Below are 18,839 nucleotides of genomic sequence, written 5' to 3'. Positions count from 1 at the left end.
TCGTGCAGGTCCGGGGCGCAGTTCGTACGAACTGCGCCCCGGCCTCGTAACCAGTAAGAAAGAACGAAGCTTTAGTTCCTCCACGCGGCCGCACGCTGGCCAGCGACCCACGCTGCCACCTGAGTGCGACGTTGCAAGCCCATCTTCGACAGAAGCGACGTGATGTGGTTCTTCACGGTCTTTTCTGCAACGCCCAGCTTCTCACCGATCTCGCGGTTCGACAGACCATCACCAATCAGTTCCAAAACCTTGCGCTCTGACGGAGTCAGGTCAGCAGTCGGATCATCATGGTCAGCGCGACGACGCGTGATCGTGCGCTCGTCCAGCAGAATACGACCAGCAGCAACAGCCTTAATCACGTCCGTGATTTCTGCACCGCGCACGGTCTTCAACACGTAAGCGTGCGCACCAGCTTCAAGAGATTCAGCCAAAGCCTCATCATCGTCGAACGAGGTAAGCACGATCGGCAGGATCTCCGGATGCGAAACCGCAAGCTGCTTCAGAATATCGATACCCGTACCATCGGGAAGCTGAAGATCAACCAGAACAACGTCTGGGCGAACCAGATCTGCGCGACGCACGGCGTCAGCGACGCTACCTGCTTCAGCAACGACCTCAAGGGCATCATCGCGATCAATAATCTCAGCAATACCGCGTCGAACGATCTCATGATCATCGATGATCATGACGCGAGTAGTCTTGGCATTCTTGGGGTTTTCAGTCACAGTCATATCCTAGACAAGCCCTAGGTCCTATATCAAACGGTCGGGCAAGACGTCGCAAAGAACCGGTTAAATTGCGATGATTCTTCGTCCTTTGGTCGCCTCTTAGTCACCAAGGCGAGAGTAAAGAAGCTCCATAGCCTGTTGCGCAACCGCGCTCTCGGAGTGCTTCTTCGACGATGCGCTGGCAACAGCCAAAGGTTCTTCAACATTCGACGCGAAGACGGTCGCAGTGAAAGAACGGTTATGATCCGGGCCCGAACCTTCAACCTCATAGCGAATTTCACCAAGGTTATGCGCCTTCGCATATTCGACAAGCAAGGTTTTCCAGTCATGATGAGAGCCTCGCACCTCGGCCTGGCTCAAAAGGAACTCAAGATTGGCCAGCACAACGGCTCGCGTGTGCTCCATACCGTGCGTCAGATACGTCGCCCCGATCAGCGCCTCGAATGTGTCGGAAAGGATCGAATCCTTGTCACTGCCACCAGAAGCGGCCTCTCCTCTACCGAGGAAAATAAAATCCCCAAGCCCAATACGACGAGCAGCCTGCGCCAGCGGAGTTTGCGAAACCGTTGAAGCGCGCATCTGCGACAAAGACGACTCCGTGACATCCGGGTAGTCGTGGAACAAACGATCCGCGGTCGTTACTGACAGAACCGCGTCCCCTAAGAACTCGAGGCGTTCATTATTCGGCAACCCCCCGGCTTCGTTCGCATATGAACGGTGAGTCAGGGCAAGTAGCAGAAGGTCAGGATCGACACTCGATCCCCAACGTTCCATGAGCTGGTCGTAGTCCGTATTGGCGGGAACTGGGAGTTTCTTCTTATGCGACATACGTCCGTCTTCAACTTCTGTTCGTACAATTGTGCGGTGAGGAGCCGCCCTAGCGTGCTTGGGCACCGATAGTAGTCCTAGTTGTCTTTGGCCTGATCCAAAAGACAAGCAAGAGAAGCCAAACGCGGATCCACCTGGAAGTGCTCATGATCTTCAGGGAGCTCATCCCACTTCTGCCCACACACGTCACACAAGCCTCCACAATCAGGCCGACACAGTGGACGATCATCCACCAGCGTCACGATCGAATCGCGAATCATCGGCTCCAGATCGATCGTGTCACGCTGACCAATCAAGCGAACGTCATCGGCTTCGTCGTCCTCATCTGTAGCCACGGGAGCCGTTTCAAAGAAGACATCCGACGTATCAATATCATGGTGAACACTGACCGGATCCAGACAGCGCACGCAGTCGCCCACTAGGTCAACACTGGTGGTCAAGCGAACCAATACGCCATCATCAACGCTGGTCAGATCAACCCCAAAATCTAAAGGAGTGCCCGGCTCAACCCCCATTGACGGAGTCCCCAAATCATCGGGCGCAACCCAATGCAGATCCTCGTGGCGGAAAGAACCAATCTGACGCGACAGTGTCACCAACGAGATGACAAGAGGAGAGTCACTCATTGTCGAGGTCAATGTCAGTCACGTCGATGCCCTGGCGCTCTGCGATGGCACGACGACCGGCCTCGGTGCGACGCTGCAGATCCGCCAACATACCCGACAGCTCAGCCAGCGACTTCGCAACATAGTCGTCAGCGCCCAGACGCAGTTCTTCTTCCTGCTGACGAGCCTGACCAACAATCTCACGACCACGATCTTCGGCCATACGAGTAATGTTCTCGCTGGAAACCAGACGCTTCGCTTGCTCGTTAGCATCGACCAGGATCGCTTCAGCTTCAGAGCGAGCCTGATTCACGGAAGCCTCAGCTTCTTCGTTCGCACGAGCAACCGTGCGTTCAGCCTGTTCGTTCGCAGAATCGACGATGTGCTTCGCCTTTTCTTCGGCTTCGTCCAGAGTTGACTGAGCACGAGAATTAGCTTCAGCAATAGTCGTTTCGGCAGCGGTGTCTGCGCGCCCTAAAACGGCATCGGCATCAGCAACAACAGCGTCGGCAGCAACCAGATCTTCCGGCAACGCTTCACGTGCTTGGTCCAGAAGATCCAGGATCTCCGCGCGGTTCAGCATGATCATTGCCGAAAGCGGAACAGCGCGGGCATCTTCGACGAGGGCCTCAATCTGATCGAGAGCAGCAATGACGGTCGACGGTCCGTAAACCGTGTTCTCATCCCACGTCTCGTTTTCGCTGGGTTCAGGCGTTACGGGATCCGACATTGTGTCCTCCAGATCGTTGAAGCGGTCTCAGTGACCTTTCTTTGCTCTATTTTGCGCTACGAACGGCTCAATTTCGTTCGGAACATACCGAGAAACGCTTAATCCCAGGTGGACAAGCTCACGAACCATCGATGAGGACACCAGCGAAAGCTCTGGGAGGGAGGGAATAAACAGAGTTTCCACCCCTCCAAGGTCACGATTCACCGCGGCCTGGGCAAGCTCGGTATCAACATCGCTTTGGCTACGAACGCCCTTAACAATGAAAGAAACATCGTTCGACTTCGCGCAGTCGATCAGCGTCCCTTCCATTTTCACGGTGCGCACGTTCCCCAGTTGAGCCACGACAGCGTTCACCATGTCGACACGCTTGTCCTGATCGAACATGTATTTCTTCTTAGGGTTTATGCCCACAGCAACAACCAGTTCGTCGGCGAAGGAGGCAGCGCGGGTGATGATATCGGCGTGGCCGATGGTGATGGGATCAAATGATCCCGCAAAAAGAACTCGCATTGTCGTCCTGTTCTAGTAGCTCGAGGATATTGAAGTCGATAGTATCCCCCAAGCGTTGCTCGGTGGGATTACCGATGATGCTCAATGAATTGATCCGAGATCTCAGTCGCTCTCTTCTTCGGCTTTCACGGGCGGACCGGCAAACCATGCGACGGTCTCACCCCACGTCCGCTGATCTTCCTTCACAAGGAAATCCGGCCACAAAGGCTCCGGTGACCTGCTGGAACGCTCAACAACGACAAGCGCATCCGGGGTGATCCACGGTCCAAGAAGTGAGAGCACCTCCGCCACATCTTCTTCGCTCACGTCATAGGGAGGATCAAGCAACACAAGATCAAACTCTCCACTGAGCGTCTCAAAATCACGCGCCCTCAAGAAAGTGGTCGCCGAGGCAGTATGAACCCGCGCTTTCAGACCGGTTGCGCGGATGTTGTGAGCAATGATTCGCGCTGTCGGTGCCGATTTTTCAACCAAGTCCACGCGCGAGGCACCTCGTGACGCGGCTTCTAACCCCAATGCTCCCGAACCGGCATAAAGGTCAAGAACCAGACAGTTTTCAACCACGTTCATATGTTCCAGGCGAGAAAACAGCGCCTCGCGGACGCGTTCCGATGTTGGACGCGTCCCCTTCGCGGGAACTTTCAGCACGCGACCTTTGGCTGAGCCTGCAACGATTCGAGTCATGCCCCATAGTCTAACGGGCGAAGCACAATGCCCAGATTGCAGGGATCACCACGGTAGTACCCTTTAGCTCATCGAAATCCAAGCAAGAGAATCAGCCGACAAGCGCCTCAAAGCACATGCTAACTCCGGATGATTCATCAGCTTCGGATCCTCTTCGATAATCCGCAACGCATCGCTGCGAGCGTGAGAAATAATCCGTTCGTCACGTCGAACAGAAAGGAAACGCAGGTGCGAACTGCGACCGGACTGCCCAGCTCCCAACACATCTCCCTCACGACGGAGCTGAACATCTTTTTCTGCGAGCTCAAAACCGTCCGTCGTTGATGCAAATGCTTCAAGACGCGCCATCGAGTCCGGATTCAAATCGCTACGATGAACCGCCATCGTCACAGATGGCATCGACGAACGGCCGACGCGGCCTCGTAACTGATGCAACTGCGCCAAGCCGAACTGCTGGGCGTCAACGATCACCATCATCGTCGCACTCTTGACGTCCACGCCCACTTCGATGACGGTCGTAGAAACCAAAATCGGCGATTCTCCGGATGCGAAACGCTCCATGATCTGTGTTTTTTCCGCCGTCGGAGTGCGGCCCGTCAACGTTTCAATCCGGTGCGCTCTAAGAGCAGGAAGACGGCGCAGGGTTTGACTGACCTTTTCGACCGACGCAAGCGGGGGGCGATTCGCTCCCTCTCCTTCAACGTCGGTGACCTCATCCGTTTCGTCGATACGCGGACAGACAACGTAGACACGCCCACCGCGCTCAATCTCTTCGTGCGCTCGAGTCCACAAGCGCTCCATCCACACCGAATTCGCGCTATCAACAAGGAACGTCTGCACCGGCATACGACCAGCAGGCATCCCCGCCATGCGCGTCTCTTCCAGATCACCGAACACCGTCATCGCGACCGTACGAGGAATCGGAGTCGCCGTCATCACCAGCTGGTGTGCGCTATGCCCATCACCGCTGGTGCGCAATGTGTCGCGCTGTTCAACGCCGAAACGATGCTGTTCATCCACAATCACAACGCCGAGGTCTTTGAAAGCAACACTGTCAGAGAACAAAGCGTGAGTCCCCACCACGATCAGTGGCTCCCCCGATTCAATGAGCGCGCTTATTTCGCGACGCGCGGCAGGCGGTGTCGAACCGGTCAGCAGACGAATATCAACTGGTTTCCCATCGACCATGACACCCTGTACTAACGCGCGCATCGACTCAAGATGCTGGCTGGCCAACACTTCAGTCGGCGCCACCAGGGCACCCTGGTGTCCAGCGTCAACCGCCGCAATCAATGCTGCGAGCGCAACAACGGTCTTCCCTGAACCCACATCTCCTTGAAGGAGTCGTTGCATGGGGACGGTCTGGTCCATGTCGGCGTCGATTTCTTTGAGCGCGCGTGATTGGGCGTCGGTCAGAGTGAAGGGAAGCGATGCAATGAATTCACTGACTGCGTGCGATGAGGTGAGCGGACACGCAGGCGCAGTTAAAGAGCGTTCCCCGTAGCGTCGTCCGGCCAGGATGCACTGAAGGGTGAAAGCTTCCTCGAACGCGAATGTGGTTTTCGCCTGTTTGTAGTCGTCGTCGGTAGATGGCTGGTGGAGCATCCTCAAAGCCGTGGCACGATTGGGCAGTTTTCGTTGTTCTCGGATGTCGGCCGGGATCACGTCGTCGATCGATTCATCGTCCAGAGAATCGAGAATCATGGTGATACTACGTGCCATGATCCAGCTGGTGATCCCCCCGCTTGTCGGGTAGATCGGGATGGGCCGTTGGGAGCGTTCTTCTGCTGAGTCGCTGGCGTCATCCATTCCTTCGAAGCTGGGATGTACCAGTGAAAGGGTACCGCGGTAGGATCCGACTTTTCCGGCGAAAAGAAACGAGGCTCCGGGTTTCAAGAGGCGCTGGTGGACGGCGAGTTTGTATTCATTGTGCGCGAAGAAGGTCGCGTTCATCGTGGTGATGCCGTCGGTCAGTTGTACTTCGAGGCGAACGCCCTGACGGCTTCGGTTTGCAACGAGGTGTGCTCGTGCAACTTGAGCGAGGATCGTGACATCTTCGCCTTCGTGCAGCATCGACATCGGGGTCAGTGCGCCCCAGTGGTAGTAGCGACGAGGCGCACAAAGAAGCAGGTCTTCAACGGTTTCAAACCCTGCTTTTGCGAGTTTGCGCGCGGTTGACGCAGGGAGGCGAAGAGAAAGGGGGGTATCGAGTTCGCTCATGCCCACATGCCCGCTATGAGGCTTCGACCCGCTTGTCCCCCATCGATCACATCAATGTCATCGAGGAGACAGTCAGCGTGCATCACCAATTGCCGGAGAAGTCCAACCAAATCCGGACCGTCGTGTGCGGACAGGAGCAGGCGGAACTGCGTGGGGTTCCTGCGTGCGATGTCGGCGACCACCTGCGAAATAGCAAGGTCATCGTCTGAGTCGAGCGAATAGGTCACCTGGTTTTCAAGCGCTTGCGTCGCCCCTTGGGTGAGTAGGCGTTCCATTGTTGGCCCCACTTTGTGCCCGCCGGGTTGCGGGACGAAGTAGCCGGCGCATGTTTGCGCGACGTTGAACGCTGACAGTTCGTCGTTCGACTGCGCCACCACAATGATGGCGTCGTTTGACGAGGTGGCGCCTGCAGGCTTGGGGTCAAACGGGGATTGGGTCGCGTTCAGACGAGAGGCAAGCATAGTGCCGAGTGTTGAAGACTCATCGTCACACGGCACGAACAGACTGACGCCCGTCGATGAGGACGTGGCAATTTCCATGATTCCCGCCCCGTCTTGGGCGCTGGGATTGTATAGAACGATTGCACCTGTTCTGGCGGCATCTTCAATCAATCCGGGAGCTCGGGTGCATACAAGGACTCGGGCGCGTTCGACTCGTCGCATGGGGCGCCGTTCGAGAAGGCGAACACCGCGGTGGGTAATGCCTTCTTCGGCGAGCTCGTCGACGCCGAGCATCTCATCTGGACGCGCGTCAGCGACTTGGAATCTGATAAGGCATCCAGTCTTGGGGCGTACTGAAAGAGGGGCGGACGTATCGATGTGTAGGCGCCACATTCCTACGCCGAATGGATCAAGCGTTCCAACGCAGGAAAGGCGTGCTCCCATGAGTTCAATGGAAGTGAAAAAGTGGTCTGCGTCTGTTGCAGTCGCTTGCCAGACGATATCGACACTGAATGCGCGGTTCGGGGCGGGAATGTTCTGACTGGGGATATCACCGTTGTTTTCCGCTAATTCGCTGAGCATATGAGCGAGCGACTCGAGTACTGATGTTTGTCCTGAAACAACCGAGTCAAAGCAGGCGAAGAGGATGGTCAGGACGGATGCGCCTGCGTCGATACGCCCTGTTCTCTCATTCGTGGCGCCAATCAGGCCTTCTTGAGCTGCGAGTGAGTACCACGAGACCAGGTATTCGTTTGTTTCAATCGTGTCGCCCAAATCAGTGGCGGCGGTTCTGGCTGTATCCAAGACCATCACGATCGCATTCGACAGGTGGGTTCGACGCAAAACGTCAGTGACATGGGAATCGGATTGGATCGCATGTGGTGTACACAGCATGCGACGAAGCTGAATCGGCGTGATCTGACCTGGACCATTGAGGGCTTGTGACCATGCGGAAAGAACAGCAGTAATGATGACGCCAATATGCCCTTGGGCAAGGATGATGCCAGCGTCAACAGCGGCTTCAAGCCCGGAAGCAAACGACGAGACCGGATCTAGACGTTCGACGGCGCTTGCCATGGAGGCCAGCGTATGTGCAGCGTTCGTGCCGGTATCGCAGTCTGAGCCGTCCCACCCGTCGAGGTCGTTCAGGAACTGAGCAAGCGTGGCAGATTCATGTGCTGCCACCCGCAACAGGGAGGCGACAGTCCCAGCATTCAGTTCCACTCTTGCTCCATCCGTTTAGCTTTACGTTCATTATCGTTCAGGGATCAGCGTTCGGCGTGCCAGACACATCTAAGCCCGACAATCGTTGCATTTTTATCGCTTCGTACTCCACGGCTCACACTAGTTTTTGAACGCCTAGCTCCCCCAGTTATACGAGGCGACACTCCCCTTCCCACAGAGCCCACAATGTCGCCTCACACGACCGGAACTGCAGGCAGGGCCTTGTCATGGACGAGGAATGCACGGACGGATACCCAGACCGCACAGCTCGCCACCTACTGAGCCGTCGCTTGCATCACCTTCGTCATCACCGTCGTAGAAACCACACTGCAACACTAGGATGCTGCACACCCCGCTCTGGCCTTCAAGCCACTACGCTCCCTGCCGCAAGCCACACACAATCCGCACTCTATCAACGAATGTGGGCTACCTGACAGCCCACAAAGGGCGCAAAACTTGGAGTTGAAGGCGTTAATCCGTTAATCTTTCATAGTTGCCTGCGGTGGACTACACCGCTCAATACTGTCCTGTGAAAACGGGAATAACCTATTTTGACAACCGAGGAGATCATCGTGGCTGCCGTTTGTGACGTGTGCGGTAAGGGACCCGGCTTCGGCAAGAGCGTGTCACACTCTCACGTTCGCACCAACCGCCGCTGGAATCCGAACATTCAGCGCGTTCGCGCCCTTGTTGAGGGCACCCCGAAGCGCCTGAACGTGTGCACCAAGTGCCTGAAATCCGACAAGGTTCAGCGCGCTATCTGATAGCCGCGCACCTGTTGGATGGCCTTTAAAAGGTCACCACACTTTATGAGTCTGGCTCGCAAGGATGCCCTTGCGAGCCAGACTTTTTCACCTCGAGCGCCTCTTATTCATTCTTGAAGTGATCCCACTTCCCACGCAAGGGGTGGCCGTTCAGGAACATAGTCGCATTTTCCCCTTCACCGACCTCGCGGACGTGTCCCACAATGCGGAATCCTTCGGGAATGGTCGCATCTGGCCCAAAGGCAGCGATCATGCCGTGGTCTTCACCGCCGAAGACGACCCATTCCACCGGGTTCACACCGCAGATCTCGGCGAGCTGACGCAACGGATCTGCTTCGCGTTCCAACGCAGTCGGGTCGAGGTCAATGATCACACCAGACGCTTTCGCCATACGCGTGCCATCCATAGCAATGCCATCAGATAGGTCCATCATTGCGTGGGCACCGGCGCGCGCAGCAGCTGGCCCGGTCTCCAACGGAGGCTCGGGAGCGCGATACATGTTGAGGGCTTCAGCCATAATCCCCATTGACTCGTCGTCACGAATTGCAGGGTCAATGTGCTCGCCCAGCAACAGATCCAAGCCGGCGTGCGAGAAGCCAACTCGACCACTCACCGCGATCACATCACCAGGTTTCGCTCCCGAACGCACCACGGGATCGCCTTCGCACCAGCCCATAACGGTCATCGACAGCACCATCTTTTCTCCCGCCGACATATCACCGCCGACGACGCCGGCCCCGACTTCGCGAGCACGATCGCCGATACCTCGAACCACGTCGATCAGCCATTCGACTTCGGTGTCAGGAGTGAGCACAACAGAGATAACGATCGATGACGTGTACCCACCCATACCGGCAATATCTGCAAGATTCTGCGCGGTAATGCGAGCACCAATCTGGTAAGCGTCGGACCAATACCTGTGGAAGTGCTGGTCTTCGACGATGACATCCGTCGATACGACGAACGATCCTTCAGGGGTTGCAATCTGCGCGCAGTCGTCGCCGATTCCGATCATGGTGCGTTCACCAACGGGAAGAACTTCCTGATAGCGACGAATGAGTTCAGATTCCGAGCATTCACTTACCAACGTCATGGTTCAAGCCTAGTTGGTTCGTGGCGACAAAAGGACAGCTGGCGCCTGGTCCAGTCATTGATTCACGAGGCCGCGCACACTATTTCAGCGCTTCATTGGACAAGCGCGCGCACTGAGAAGCAAAAAGACACATTGAGGCTGCAGAGGCCACGTTCAGGGACTCGGCCTGACCGGTCATGTCGATGCGGACAAGAGTGTCACACGCATCGAGTTCAGCCTGGCTCATGCCCTTCGCTTCATTGCCGAAGACCCACGCATGAGATGAGGCAAGAGGACCCGCTCCCCCAGCGATTACCTGAGTCATCAGCTGCCCAAGGTCTTCGGTGCCCACTCCGCCGCTGGTGCCCAGCAGGCGCGCACCGCGCGTTTTGAGCAACCGGGCGGCCTCGTCGAACGAGGCAACACCAACGAGCGGAAGGTGGAAGACACTGCCTGCGGAGGAACGGATGACCTTCGGGCTGGCCACATTGACGGTGCCCGCAACGACGATGACACCGGCGCATCCCATCGCATCAGCGGTGCGGATGATGGTACCAACGTTGCCCGGATCGCGCCCCTGGGCGAGCACAACATATGTCTGCCGAGGCGCACTATCGCGCAACGTGGACACCACTGCGTCACGTGTTGCAACGGCAATAATGCCCTGAGCATCAGAGCTCATCGCAGAAGCGACCTCATCGGTCACCATATGGCACCAGCGGGTCACGGAAGAAGCCAGGGCGTGCACGTCAGGATGCAGACTCGCTGCACCGTCAGTGAAGTACACATCGCGAACATGCTGGCCACTAAAAGCCAGAAGTTCGCGGACTGCTTGTGGCCCTTCAACAAGCAGAAGATTCGTCTTACGACGTGCCGAGCGCCCGGCCAACGCTGCCACTTTCTTCACGCGTTCAGCGTGAGGATTGGCGAGCATGGACGGGCGCTCGGACTGAAAAGTCACCGTATGTCAGGCCTTGGGGGCGTTGACGTCTGCCGGCAGAGCATCCTTGGCAACCTGCACCAGCGCGTTGAACGCGTTGATGTCGTTGACGGCGAGCTCGGCGAGCATGCGACGGTCGACCTCAACACCAGCAAGGCCGAGGCCCTGGATGAAACGGTTGTAGGTCATGCCCTGCGCGCGCGAGGCAGCGTTGATGCGCTGGATCCAGAGGCGACGGAAGTCACCCTTGCGGGCCTTGCGGTCGCGGTAGGAGTAGACGAAGGAGTGAGTGACCTGCTCCTTGGCCTTGCGGTACATGCGGGAACGCTGACCACGATAGCCGGACGCCTGCTCGAGGACTGTACGACGCTTCTTCTTGGCGTTAACAGAACGCTTGACACGTGCCATGTTTCAAATCTCCTTTTGCGAAGCTCACTTGCCAAGGAGACGACGGACGCGCTTAACGTCTGCGTTCTCAAGGACCTGGTCAGTGGCGAGGCGGCGGGTCTTACGGCTGGACTTGTGCTCCAGCAGGTGGCGTGCACCGGCCTGCTCGCGCATGATCTTGCCCGAGCCGGTCACGCGGAAGCGCTTCTTCGCACCGGAGTGCGTCTTGTTCTTCGGCATTTGCTATTCCTTCTTTGTTCCATCAACGCTTACGCGTCAATGTCAGTTCTTGTCCGTGGTGTCCGCTTTTGCGGAACGTGCCTGGTCCTTGATTGCGCGTTCCTGACGCTTACCGCGTCGTTCCTTACGCTCTGCTTCACGACGCTTGCGCTGTTCGTTCAAAGCATCAGACTTACGTTTTGTAGGCGCAAGAACCATGGTCATATTGCGACCATCCTGGCGAGGCATGGACTCGACTGTTGCGAGCTCACCAACCTCTTCAGCCAAACGCTGAAGCAGGCGAACGCCAGCTTCAGGACGGGACTGCTCACGTCCGCGGAACATGATCATGACCTTGACCTTGTCGCCTTGGGAAAGGAAACGCTCAACGTGTCCCTTCTTAACGCCAAAATCATGGTCGTCAATCTTCAAGCGGAAGCGAATCTCTTTCAGCTGGGTGTTCGCCTGATTACGGCGAGCATCGCGAGCCTTCTGGGCGGCTTCGTACTTAAACTTGCCGTAATCCATGAGCTTGGCAACCGGCGGCTTAGCGTCGGGGGCAACCTCTACCAGGTCAAGGCCGGCCTCTTCGGCCAGGCGCAGGGCGTCTTCAACACAAACGACGCCGACCTGTTCCCCTCCGGGTCCCACGAGGCGAACCTCAGGAACTCGGATGCGCTCGTTAATGCGAGTCTCGCTGATGAGTGGCTCCTTCCACGGTACTTCGTGAAGAGCAACGAAAATGGCCTCCGTTGCACTTCATGCGCACGGAGGCCAGCCCATTTGGCAGACGCCGAAACGTCTACCGAAGAACCCGATCCCCTTTCACGTCACGCCAATTGCGTGGACCTTGGCAAGCCAAGGCGGGCATCCAGGTGGGAGGAAACTCCGCTTGCATTCCAGGCATTCGCCCAGACGGTTGCTTCAACTTTAACATCTGCGCTGATAGCGCACCAATTTCAGTGACTTCGGCGCAGATGGGATCGCTCACACACGTGGACTATGCGACGTGCAGGCTATGCGACGCTCACCCAACGTGGAACGATCTCAATCCTGTCGGCTGATACCTGAAGACGTTTTGAATCTCCGATAGCAGACACCGCTTCCATCAGCGACTTTTTAAGCCCACGCTGATCAGCATTGGCGTTGACGAACAGGGTGACAGTCACGTTTCCGACTGCCCCGCAGGTCAGCTGCACGTCAACGATCGGCGAGGTTCCGTTATGGCTTACCTGCGCGAGCATCTTCAACTCTTCGGCGAGTTCTTGGTCTTTCCAGGCTGGCAACCACGTGTCTCCCTGCGCAAGTGCCGCGACAAGGGGACGTGGTATCACAACGTTGGACCCGGCAGGATCCATGACAACTCGGCCTCCGGTTTCCACCAGCGCAGCAAGGGCAACGCTCCGGAATGCGAGAGCGGTAGGTCTGGCGAAAGCATCGAAAGCCCGAAGTTGATCGGCCGAAGAGAATACGGCAATCGCCTTGCCTGCCAGGCAGTCAACGCGAACAAAGTCCGTCGGCGCCTGTCCGTCGCCGTCAATTCCTCCGTGGTGTCCGGTGACACGAGGATCCTCTTCAACAGCAATCGGGACAATCACGCGATCGTGAGCCAAAGCATCGGCGAGGGCTTCCAATCTGGCTGCGCCATTATCACTATCCGCTTCAAGAGCCAGCGCACGCCTCGTCGCTTCGAGAATCTGACCCGAGTCACCACGATCGCGATTCATCATCTTCAACCGAGCAGCAAGCCGGCTCTTCTGCGCATCATCGAGAGCTGGGATTGGGCGAGAATCCATGGTTTCGTTCATCGTTTAAAGCCCCCGCGCAACTTTCAGGGCTTCTTCAATCGTGAACGCGCCGGCGTAGAGGGCTTTGCCAACAATTGCACCTTCGACGCCAACGCCAACGAGACCTCGCAGGGTGGCAATATCGTCCAGCGTTGACACTCCACCGGATGCCACAACGGCGGCGTCGGTCGCGCCGCAAACGCGAGCAAGCAGATCAACGTTCGGTCCCGACAGCATGCCGTCGCGCGTCACGTCAGTGACCACGTAGCGCACGCAACCAGCCTTGTTCAGGCGTTCGATTGTCTCCCAAAGATTGCCTCCATCGCGGGTCCATCCGCGGGCAGACAAGGTATCTCCACGCACGTCCAAGCCGATGCCAATCTGATCGCCATATTCTTTAATGACTCGCTCAGTCCACTCTGGATTTTCCAAAGCTGCAGTACCAAGGTTCACGCGACGGGCACCGGCTCCCAAAGCGCGCTTGAGCGACTCATCATCGCGAATGCCACCGGACAGTTCGACATTCATATCCACGTTCGCGGTGATCTCAGCAAGTAGCGCAGCGTTCGACCCACGTCCAAATGCGGCATCCAGATCGACGAGGTGCAGCCACGTTGCCCCAGCATCCGCGAAAGAGCGCGCAGCGTCCATCGGGTGGCCGTAGTGTGTTTCCGTACCAGCTTCACCCTGGGTCAGGCGAACGGCTTGTCCGTCGACAACGTCAACGGCGGGAAGAAGAATCAGGTCGTTCATGGAAATCCTTTAATCGTTTATTGCGTGAAGTTACTTCAGTGTGTCGAGCCAGTTTGCCAGTAGCGTCATACCGGCATCTCCTGACTTTTCCGGGTGGAACTGGGTTGCACTCAATGGGCCGTTTTCTACGGCTGCAACGAAGCGGGAATTTCCGTGCCGTGCCCAGGACGTCAACGGTGGGGTGGTCACTCCCCCAGCTAACGCCGCGGTCGGATCGTCATGGACACCGTAGGAGTGAACGAAATAGAAGCGCTGGTCTTCGACTCCCGCGAAAAGCTCCGAACCGGTAGCCGCTTCAATCGGTGACCAGCCCATGTGCGGAACCACTTCAGCGTCCAAACGCTTCACCACGCCCGGCCACTGGCCAAGACCCTCGCCTTCACCCTTCTCTTCGGACGAAGAGAACATGATCTGCAGGCCAACGCAGATACCCATCACCGGGCGCCCACCAGCAAGACGCATGTCAATAATGTTTTCGCCGTCAGCTACGCGCAACTGGCGCATCACCGCATGGAACGCGCCTACGCCAGGCACCAGCAAGCCATCAGCATTCAATGCTGCTTCACGGTCTGCAGTCAGTTCAACATCGGCGCCCACATGTTCCAAAGCTCGGCACGCAGAGCGTACATTGCCCGAACCATACTCAAAAACAACTACGTGCGTCATCGTCTACTTCTTCCACAATCCGCCAAAGAAACCGCCCGGACGCTTACGGCTCGTCCCATCCGCAGACACGGAGTCCTCGTAGTCTTCGGGGGTCGAACGTCCAAGCAGTAGATCCTCGGTTGCCTGTGGCATTGCACCAAGTAAAACACCCGCAGGAATCGTTTCCTCCGGCTGTCCGTTCACATAACGCTGGGCTGTAATCCGACCAGAAACACCGGGTTCAACCCCATCGCCTTCAACCAGCCACGACATGACAGCAACCGCCCCATATTTGGACAGGCGTGAAACAACGCGGGCGGCCTCGTCGATGGGAGCGGGCATGGGACGCTGGCCGGAAAGCAACGCATCCAACTCTTCTTCGTCAGTCGGCTGAGTTTCTACACGCTGCCAGATCGCCGTCCACGGCTTCAAACGGACGACGCTGAGCTTCAAACCAGACAGAGCCAAAAGAGAGTGAAGCGCGCCAGGCGATGGAATCGGGGCCAGAACCAAACCAACCGACAGCTTGCCACCGTCAAGATGGAGGGATTCATCAACCGGGACATCGTCAGGATCTTTCAACGCCTTGGTCGATGCGTCCCTGTTGTCTGTCTCGCTCGTCGTATCTGCGCCAGCGGGCTTTTCTCCCAGATTGTGTGCCGCCAGTACATCGTCGGCATACGCTTCACCATCAAGCGTTTCCTTGCCTAAATCTTCGCCGTCAAGGGACGCGACAAGATCCGCGAACTCGGCATCGAAGTCGTCATCACGACGCGACATAACTCTCCTCTGCTACCTACGCTCGACTCGGCTTAGAGCGCACCCTTGGTCGATGGAATTCCGTCGACGCGAGGATCCGGCTCAACGCCAGCACGAAGCGCTCGTGCCAACGCCTTAAACTGGGCCTCGACGATGTGGTGCGGGTCGCGACCAGCAAGCACGTTCATGTGCAGGCAAATTCCGGAATTGAAGGTCAGGGATTCGAAGACGTGACGCGTCATTGAACCAGTGTAGTGACCACCAATCAGGTGGTATTCCTGACCGGCAGGTTCACCCGCATGCACAATGTAGGGACGTCCCGCGACGTCAACAACCGCGTGAGCCAGCGCCTCGTCGAGCGGAACAGTCGCCTCACCGAAACGGCGAATACCGCGCTTGTCCCCTAGCGCTTCCTTCAGCGCAAGACCCAGGCAGATCGCCGTATCTTCAACCGTGTGGTGCACGTCGATATCAATATCACCCGTCGCCTTCACCGTCAGGTCAATCAGCGAGTGCTTCGACAGTGCAGTCAACATGTGGTCGTAGAAAGGCACGGACGTGGAAATGTCATTCTTGCCTGTTCCATCCAAGTTCAGCTCGAGGTGGATCGAGGACTCAGACGTCACGCGGTCAATGACGGCGGTACGCGGAGTAGCAAAGGTGTTCGTCATTTCGTGATCTCCTCAAGTGCTGCTTTGAAGCTGGCGGTTTCTTCAGGTGTTCCAATACTGACACGAAGCCAGCCCTCAGGCCCGACAACTCGGATCAGAATTCCGCGATCAAGCAGAGCCTGAAAGATGGCTTCGCGGTCATCGAAGCGTCCGAAGAGGACAAAGTTGGCATCCGAATCGACAGCGTCGAAGCCTTTGTCTTTCAGCCACGTGACCAGCTGGTCGCGTTCGGCGCGCAACGAGGCCACCTGTGCCATCAGTTCATCCGTGTGGCGCAGAGCAGCAAGCGCCGTTGCCTGCGTAAGAGTTGAGAGGTGGTACGGCAGGCGAACCAACATGATCGCGTCGATGATTTCTTGGCAGGCGCTCATATAGCCGAGGCGCAGGCCCGCCATGCCGAAGGCCTTCGACATTGTGCGACTGACGATGAGGTGCTCATTCGCGTCCAAGAGTTCAAGAGATGACGGTGTGCCGGTTCTGCGGAATTCACCGTAGGCCTCGTCAATAACGACGATCGACGCAGACGCCTGGCCGTCAATCTCTGGACCGCTTTCGCGCGCGATGTCCAGGATCCACTCAATGTCCTCGAACGGCAACGCTGTGCCCGTCGGATTATTCGGGCTGGCCAGCAGAACAGCAGAAGGACGCTGCGCTTTCAATGTTTCTTCAACGAACGCGCGGTTCAATGTAAAGTCATCATCGCGACGCCCCTGCACCCACGCGGTATTCGTGTCGCGCGCGTACTCGTGGTACATCGAGTACGTCGGAGCAAAGCTGACGGCCGTCCGGCCAGGGCCACCGAATGCTTCCAGAATCTGCAACATCACTTCATTTGAGCCGTTCGCTGCCCACATCAGTTCCGGACGCCGACGAACACCGGATTCTTTTTCTAGGTAGTCCGCGAGCGCGCCACGTAGTTCCATGAAGTCACGATCCGGGTAGCGGTTGAGACCCGCAGCCGCCTTGGCAACGGACTCAGCGATATCGGCAATCACGTTTTCGGAGGGCGAATACGGGTTCTCGTTGACGTTCAGGCACACCGGAACGTTGAGCTGCGGAGCACCGTAGGGCGAGAGTCCTTTAAGATCGGATCGAATCGGAAGAATCGTCATGGTGTCACTCTCCGTCTTTGGCAGCTGTGCGGCGGATCAGGGCGGCTTGACCGTGTGCCGGCAGATTTTCCGCGATCGCAAGCGTGTTCAGCTTGTCGCTCAACTGATCCAGTGCTTCGGCCGTGTATTCCACGACCTGCTGGGAACGCAGGTACTGCATGACATTCAATCCCGATGCGAAGCGCGCTGTGCCACCGGTGGGCAGCACATGATTCGAGCCGGCAATGTAGTCGCCGAGCGGAACCGGCGTGTACGACCCAACAAAGATGGCACCCGCGTTCTTCACCTTCAGAGCATCATCGCGGGAGTTCAGGGTCTGGACTTCCAGGTGCTCTGCGCCGTACGCGTTCACGACAGTCAGTCCGTCTTCCACATCATCGACGAGGACAATACCGGACTGTGGGCCTGACAGGGCGGTAAGAATACGCTCAGTGTGCGTTGTCGCCTGCGCCTGCACCTTGATTTCAGCTTCCACTTCGTCAGCCAGTTCCTCGCTGGAGGTCACGAGGACCGATGCTGCAGCCGGGTCATGTTCCGCCTGACTGATCAGGTCGGCGGCAACGAATGCCGGGTGAGCACTGGAATCGGCGAGGATTGCGATCTCGGTTGTTCCCGCTTCGGCGTCAATGCCGACGGTTCCCTGAACAAGGCGCTTGGCTGCGGCAACGAAAATGTTGCCCGGTCCAGTCACCACGTCGACGGGCTTCAAGACGTCATCACCATCGGTCACACCGTAGGCAAAGGATCCAATCGCCTGAGCTCCACCAATCGCCCAGACCTCATCAACGCCCAGTAACGCGCACGCCGCCAAAATTGTCGGGTGAGGAAGACCGCCGAACTCTGACTGAGGAGGAGACGCCAACGCAATAGACTCCACGCCCGCAACCTGCGCACACGCCACGTTCATCACGACGGACGACGGGTAGACAGCCAAGCCACCGGGAACATACAGGCCCACACGTTCAACTGGAATCCAACGCTGGGACACGGTTCCGCCCGGAATAATCTGCACCTGAGCAGGCGCGGGCAACTGTTGAGTATGCCCCATACGGTTGTGCGCAATCGACATCTCAAGCGCCTCGCGAATCTTCGGGTCAAGATTCACCAAAGCATCAGCAATTGCCTGAGCCGGAACACGAAGCGAAGCCGGGCGAACACGGTCAAACTTTTCAGCCAAGTCGTACAGCGCGGGCGCGCCCTCTTCACGAACACGCTTCAAGATCGGAGCAACCTGATCTGCGGCCTTCGACGTATCCAGCGCAGCACGAGGCAACGCATGAGCAAGATCTGTCGTTTCAAGAACAGTTCCACGAAGATCCAGTCGTTGCATCAGAGTATCCATACCCCAAGCATAGGCGGGCACACACATTTGGTTCTTCGGCGCCCAACGCGCGAACATAGAAGCACACAATGCGGACAACTCACCCGCAGCCCGTAAACGCCAGAAAGGAAACGTCCATGTCAGACTTCCCCACCATCGAAGTCAGCGGAGTCATCAGACTCGGACAGTTCCTCAAACTCGCCAACCTTGCCGAAGACGGGGGACTCGCACGCGAGCTCATCCAGGGTGGCGACGTATACGTCAACCACACAGTTGAAACCAGGCGAGGTCGTCAGCTCACAGACGGTGACGTCGTAGAGGTTAACTCCCCCATGGGATCAGATGGCGCCATCGTCGCACAGATCGACTAAGCCTGAGGCGCAACAACCAAGGCCACGCCATCCCATCATTCGACCCCGACACACGAGAAACGACCAACA

22 protein-coding genes are annotated in these 18,839 nt (G+C 57.3%); 2 read left to right on the top strand and 20 right to left on the bottom strand.

Going from position 1 to position 18,839, the window contains the following annotated elements; genetic code table 11:
- Nucleotides 1-71: 71 nt before the first annotated feature.
- The 8 genes from AC5RE1_RS06155 to AC5RE1_RS06120 all read right to left on the bottom strand — a co-directional run bounded on the left by AC5RE1_RS06155 (nucleotide 72) and on the right by AC5RE1_RS06120 (nucleotide 7,969).
- On the bottom strand, nucleotides 72-686 hold the full coding sequence (locus tag AC5RE1_RS06155; RefSeq protein WP_040318714.1) for a response regulator: 615 nt from the start codon (nucleotides 684-686) through the stop codon (nucleotides 72-74).
- 141 nt (nucleotides 687-827) lie between these two features.
- Complete coding sequence (gene rnc, locus AC5RE1_RS06150) at nucleotides 828-1,556, bottom strand: ribonuclease III (RefSeq protein WP_040318679.1); 729 nt, start codon at nucleotides 1,554-1,556, stop codon at nucleotides 828-830.
- Nucleotides 1,557-1,633: 77 nt separating this feature from the next.
- Nucleotides 1,634-2,182, bottom strand: a complete 549-nt coding sequence (locus AC5RE1_RS06145) for a YceD family protein (RefSeq protein ID WP_006681652.1) — start codon at nucleotides 2,180-2,182, stop codon at nucleotides 1,634-1,636.
- Nucleotides 2,175-2,891 (bottom strand): hypothetical protein, encoded by a 717-nt coding sequence (locus AC5RE1_RS06140; protein ID WP_006681653.1) that lies wholly within the window; start codon nucleotides 2,889-2,891, stop codon nucleotides 2,175-2,177. The genes AC5RE1_RS06145 and AC5RE1_RS06140 overlap by 8 nt, the downstream gene beginning before the upstream one ends.
- 27 nt (nucleotides 2,892-2,918) lie before the next feature.
- Nucleotides 2,919-3,401 (bottom strand): pantetheine-phosphate adenylyltransferase, encoded by a 483-nt coding sequence (coaD, locus tag AC5RE1_RS06135; protein ID WP_179370479.1) that lies wholly within the window; start codon nucleotides 3,399-3,401, stop codon nucleotides 2,919-2,921.
- Between the two features lie 102 nt (nucleotides 3,402-3,503).
- Entirely contained in the window at nucleotides 3,504-4,085 is a 582-nt protein-coding gene (gene rsmD, locus AC5RE1_RS06130; protein WP_179370480.1) for a 16S rRNA (guanine(966)-N(2))-methyltransferase RsmD, read from the bottom strand.
- Between the two features lie 63 nt (nucleotides 4,086-4,148).
- Nucleotides 4,149-6,305: an ATP-dependent DNA helicase RecG gene (locus tag AC5RE1_RS06125; RefSeq protein WP_179370481.1), complete on the bottom strand. Its 2,157-nt coding sequence runs from the start codon at nucleotides 6,303-6,305 to the stop codon at nucleotides 4,149-4,151.
- Nucleotides 6,302-7,969, bottom strand: a complete 1,668-nt coding sequence (locus AC5RE1_RS06120) for a DAK2 domain-containing protein (RefSeq protein WP_179370482.1) — start codon at nucleotides 7,967-7,969, stop codon at nucleotides 6,302-6,304. The genes AC5RE1_RS06125 and AC5RE1_RS06120 overlap by 4 nt, the downstream gene beginning before the upstream one ends.
- A gap of 572 nt (nucleotides 7,970-8,541) precedes the next feature.
- Here AC5RE1_RS06120 and rpmB point away from each other — a divergent pair.
- Nucleotides 8,542-8,733: a 50S ribosomal protein L28 gene (rpmB, locus tag AC5RE1_RS06115; protein WP_006681658.1), complete on the top strand. Its 192-nt coding sequence runs from the start codon at nucleotides 8,542-8,544 to the stop codon at nucleotides 8,731-8,733.
- Between the two features lie 103 nt (nucleotides 8,734-8,836).
- Here rpmB and thiL read toward each other — a convergent pair whose 3' ends face one another.
- The 12 genes from thiL to hisD form a co-directional block, all read right to left on the bottom strand.
- Nucleotides 8,837-9,826: a thiamine-phosphate kinase gene (thiL, locus tag AC5RE1_RS06110; RefSeq protein ID WP_179370483.1), complete on the bottom strand. Its 990-nt coding sequence runs from the start codon at nucleotides 9,824-9,826 to the stop codon at nucleotides 8,837-8,839.
- Nucleotides 9,827-9,905: 79 nt separating this feature from the next.
- Entirely contained in the window at nucleotides 9,906-10,739 is an 834-nt protein-coding gene (locus AC5RE1_RS06105; protein WP_179370572.1) for a TrmH family RNA methyltransferase, read from the bottom strand.
- A gap of 33 nt (nucleotides 10,740-10,772) precedes the next feature.
- Nucleotides 10,773-11,153: a 50S ribosomal protein L20 gene (gene rplT / locus AC5RE1_RS06100; protein ID WP_006681661.1), complete on the bottom strand. Its 381-nt coding sequence runs from the start codon at nucleotides 11,151-11,153 to the stop codon at nucleotides 10,773-10,775.
- 24 nt (nucleotides 11,154-11,177) lie between these two features.
- Complete coding sequence (rpmI, locus tag AC5RE1_RS06095; protein ID WP_006681662.1) at nucleotides 11,178-11,372, bottom strand: 50S ribosomal protein L35; 195 nt, start codon at nucleotides 11,370-11,372, stop codon at nucleotides 11,178-11,180.
- A gap of 42 nt (nucleotides 11,373-11,414) precedes the next feature.
- Nucleotides 11,415-12,002 (bottom strand): translation initiation factor IF-3, encoded by a 588-nt coding sequence (infC, locus tag AC5RE1_RS06090; RefSeq protein WP_006681663.1) that lies wholly within the window; start codon nucleotides 12,000-12,002, stop codon nucleotides 11,415-11,417.
- A 365-nt stretch (nucleotides 12,003-12,367) separates the two neighbouring features.
- Nucleotides 12,368-13,159 (bottom strand): SseB family protein, encoded by a 792-nt coding sequence (locus AC5RE1_RS06085; protein ID WP_493938453.1) that lies wholly within the window; start codon nucleotides 13,157-13,159, stop codon nucleotides 12,368-12,370.
- 3 nt (nucleotides 13,160-13,162) lie between these two features.
- The gene (gene priA / locus AC5RE1_RS06080; RefSeq protein ID WP_179370485.1) at nucleotides 13,163-13,891 is read right to left on the bottom strand and encodes a bifunctional 1-(5-phosphoribosyl)-5-((5-phosphoribosylamino)methylideneamino)imidazole-4-carboxamide isomerase/phosphoribosylanthranilate isomerase PriA; all 729 of its coding nucleotides are present in this window, start codon (nucleotides 13,889-13,891) and stop codon (nucleotides 13,163-13,165) included.
- 30 nt (nucleotides 13,892-13,921) lie between these two features.
- Nucleotides 13,922-14,557: an imidazole glycerol phosphate synthase subunit HisH gene (gene hisH / locus AC5RE1_RS06075; RefSeq protein WP_179370486.1), complete on the bottom strand. Its 636-nt coding sequence runs from the start codon at nucleotides 14,555-14,557 to the stop codon at nucleotides 13,922-13,924.
- 3 nt (nucleotides 14,558-14,560) lie between these two features.
- Entirely contained in the window at nucleotides 14,561-15,316 is a 756-nt protein-coding gene (locus AC5RE1_RS06070; protein WP_179370487.1) for a hypothetical protein, read from the bottom strand.
- A gap of 32 nt (nucleotides 15,317-15,348) precedes the next feature.
- A complete protein-coding gene (hisB, locus tag AC5RE1_RS06065) occupies nucleotides 15,349-15,966 on the bottom strand; it encodes an imidazoleglycerol-phosphate dehydratase HisB (protein WP_006681668.1) in 618 nt (205 codons plus the stop codon).
- Nucleotides 15,963-17,078 (bottom strand): histidinol-phosphate transaminase, encoded by a 1,116-nt coding sequence (locus AC5RE1_RS06060; RefSeq protein WP_179370488.1) that lies wholly within the window; start codon nucleotides 17,076-17,078, stop codon nucleotides 15,963-15,965. Before AC5RE1_RS06060 ends, hisB begins: the two co-directional genes overlap by 4 nt.
- A 4-nt stretch (nucleotides 17,079-17,082) precedes the next feature.
- On the bottom strand, nucleotides 17,083-18,420 hold the full coding sequence (gene hisD / locus AC5RE1_RS06055) for a histidinol dehydrogenase (protein ID WP_050998828.1): 1,338 nt from the start codon (nucleotides 18,418-18,420) through the stop codon (nucleotides 17,083-17,085).
- Between the two features lie 116 nt (nucleotides 18,421-18,536).
- Between hisD and AC5RE1_RS06050 the strand changes: the two genes are divergently transcribed.
- Entirely contained in the window at nucleotides 18,537-18,770 is a 234-nt protein-coding gene (locus tag AC5RE1_RS06050; RefSeq protein WP_006681671.1) for an RNA-binding S4 domain-containing protein, read from the top strand.
- Nucleotides 18,771-18,839: the final 69 nt, after the last annotated feature.

It is taken from the genome of Actinotignum sp. usb-actsch-rep-73, assembly GCF_059082735.1.
This window is presented reverse-complemented; position numbering and strand designations above follow the sequence as displayed.

Coding starts and splice junctions, on each gene's coding strand:
- AC5RE1_RS06105 (WP_179370572.1), bottom strand. CDS start 10,739: ATGCTCGCCAATCCTCACGCTGAACGCGTGAAGAAAGTGGCAGCGTTG.
- thiL (WP_179370483.1), bottom strand. CDS start 9,826: ATGACGTTGGTAAGTGAATGCTCGGAATCTGAACTCATTCGTCGCTAT.
- priA (WP_179370485.1), bottom strand. CDS start 13,891: ATGAACGACCTGATTCTTCTTCCCGCCGTTGACGTTGTCGACGGACAA.
- AC5RE1_RS06125 (WP_179370481.1), bottom strand. CDS start 6,305: ATGAGCGAACTCGATACCCCCCTTTCTCTTCGCCTCCCTGCGTCAACC.
- AC5RE1_RS06060 (WP_179370488.1), bottom strand. CDS start 17,078: ATGACGATTCTTCCGATTCGATCCGATCTTAAAGGACTCTCGCCCTAC.
- AC5RE1_RS06070 (WP_179370487.1), bottom strand. CDS start 15,316: ATGTCGCGTCGTGATGACGACTTCGATGCCGAGTTCGCGGATCTTGTC.
- coaD (WP_179370479.1), bottom strand. CDS start 3,401: ATGCGAGTTCTTTTTGCGGGATCATTTGATCCCATCACCATCGGCCAC.
- rnc (WP_040318679.1), bottom strand. CDS start 1,556: ATGTCGCATAAGAAGAAACTCCCAGTTCCCGCCAATACGGACTACGAC.
- hisD (WP_050998828.1), bottom strand. CDS start 18,420: ATGGATACTCTGATGCAACGACTGGATCTTCGTGGAACTGTTCTTGAA.
- AC5RE1_RS06050 (WP_006681671.1), top strand. CDS start 18,537: ATGTCAGACTTCCCCACCATCGAAGTCAGCGGAGTCATCAGACTCGGA.
- rsmD (WP_179370480.1), bottom strand. CDS start 4,085: ATGACTCGAATCGTTGCAGGCTCAGCCAAAGGTCGCGTGCTGAAAGTT.
- AC5RE1_RS06155 (WP_040318714.1), bottom strand. CDS start 686: ATGATCATCGATGATCATGAGATCGTTCGACGCGGTATTGCTGAGATT.
- hisH (WP_179370486.1), bottom strand. CDS start 14,557: ATGACGCACGTAGTTGTTTTTGAGTATGGTTCGGGCAATGTACGCTCT.
- rpmI (WP_006681662.1), bottom strand. CDS start 11,372: ATGCCGAAGAACAAGACGCACTCCGGTGCGAAGAAGCGCTTCCGCGTG.
- rplT (WP_006681661.1), bottom strand. CDS start 11,153: ATGGCACGTGTCAAGCGTTCTGTTAACGCCAAGAAGAAGCGTCGTACA.
- AC5RE1_RS06085 (WP_493938453.1), bottom strand. CDS start 13,159: ATGAACGAAACCATGGATTCTCGCCCAATCCCAGCTCTCGATGATGCG.
- AC5RE1_RS06140 (WP_006681653.1), bottom strand. CDS start 2,891: ATGTCGGATCCCGTAACGCCTGAACCCAGCGAAAACGAGACGTGGGAT.
- AC5RE1_RS06145 (WP_006681652.1), bottom strand. CDS start 2,182: ATGAGTGACTCTCCTCTTGTCATCTCGTTGGTGACACTGTCGCGTCAG.
- hisB (WP_006681668.1), bottom strand. CDS start 15,966: ATGACGAACACCTTTGCTACTCCGCGTACCGCCGTCATTGACCGCGTG.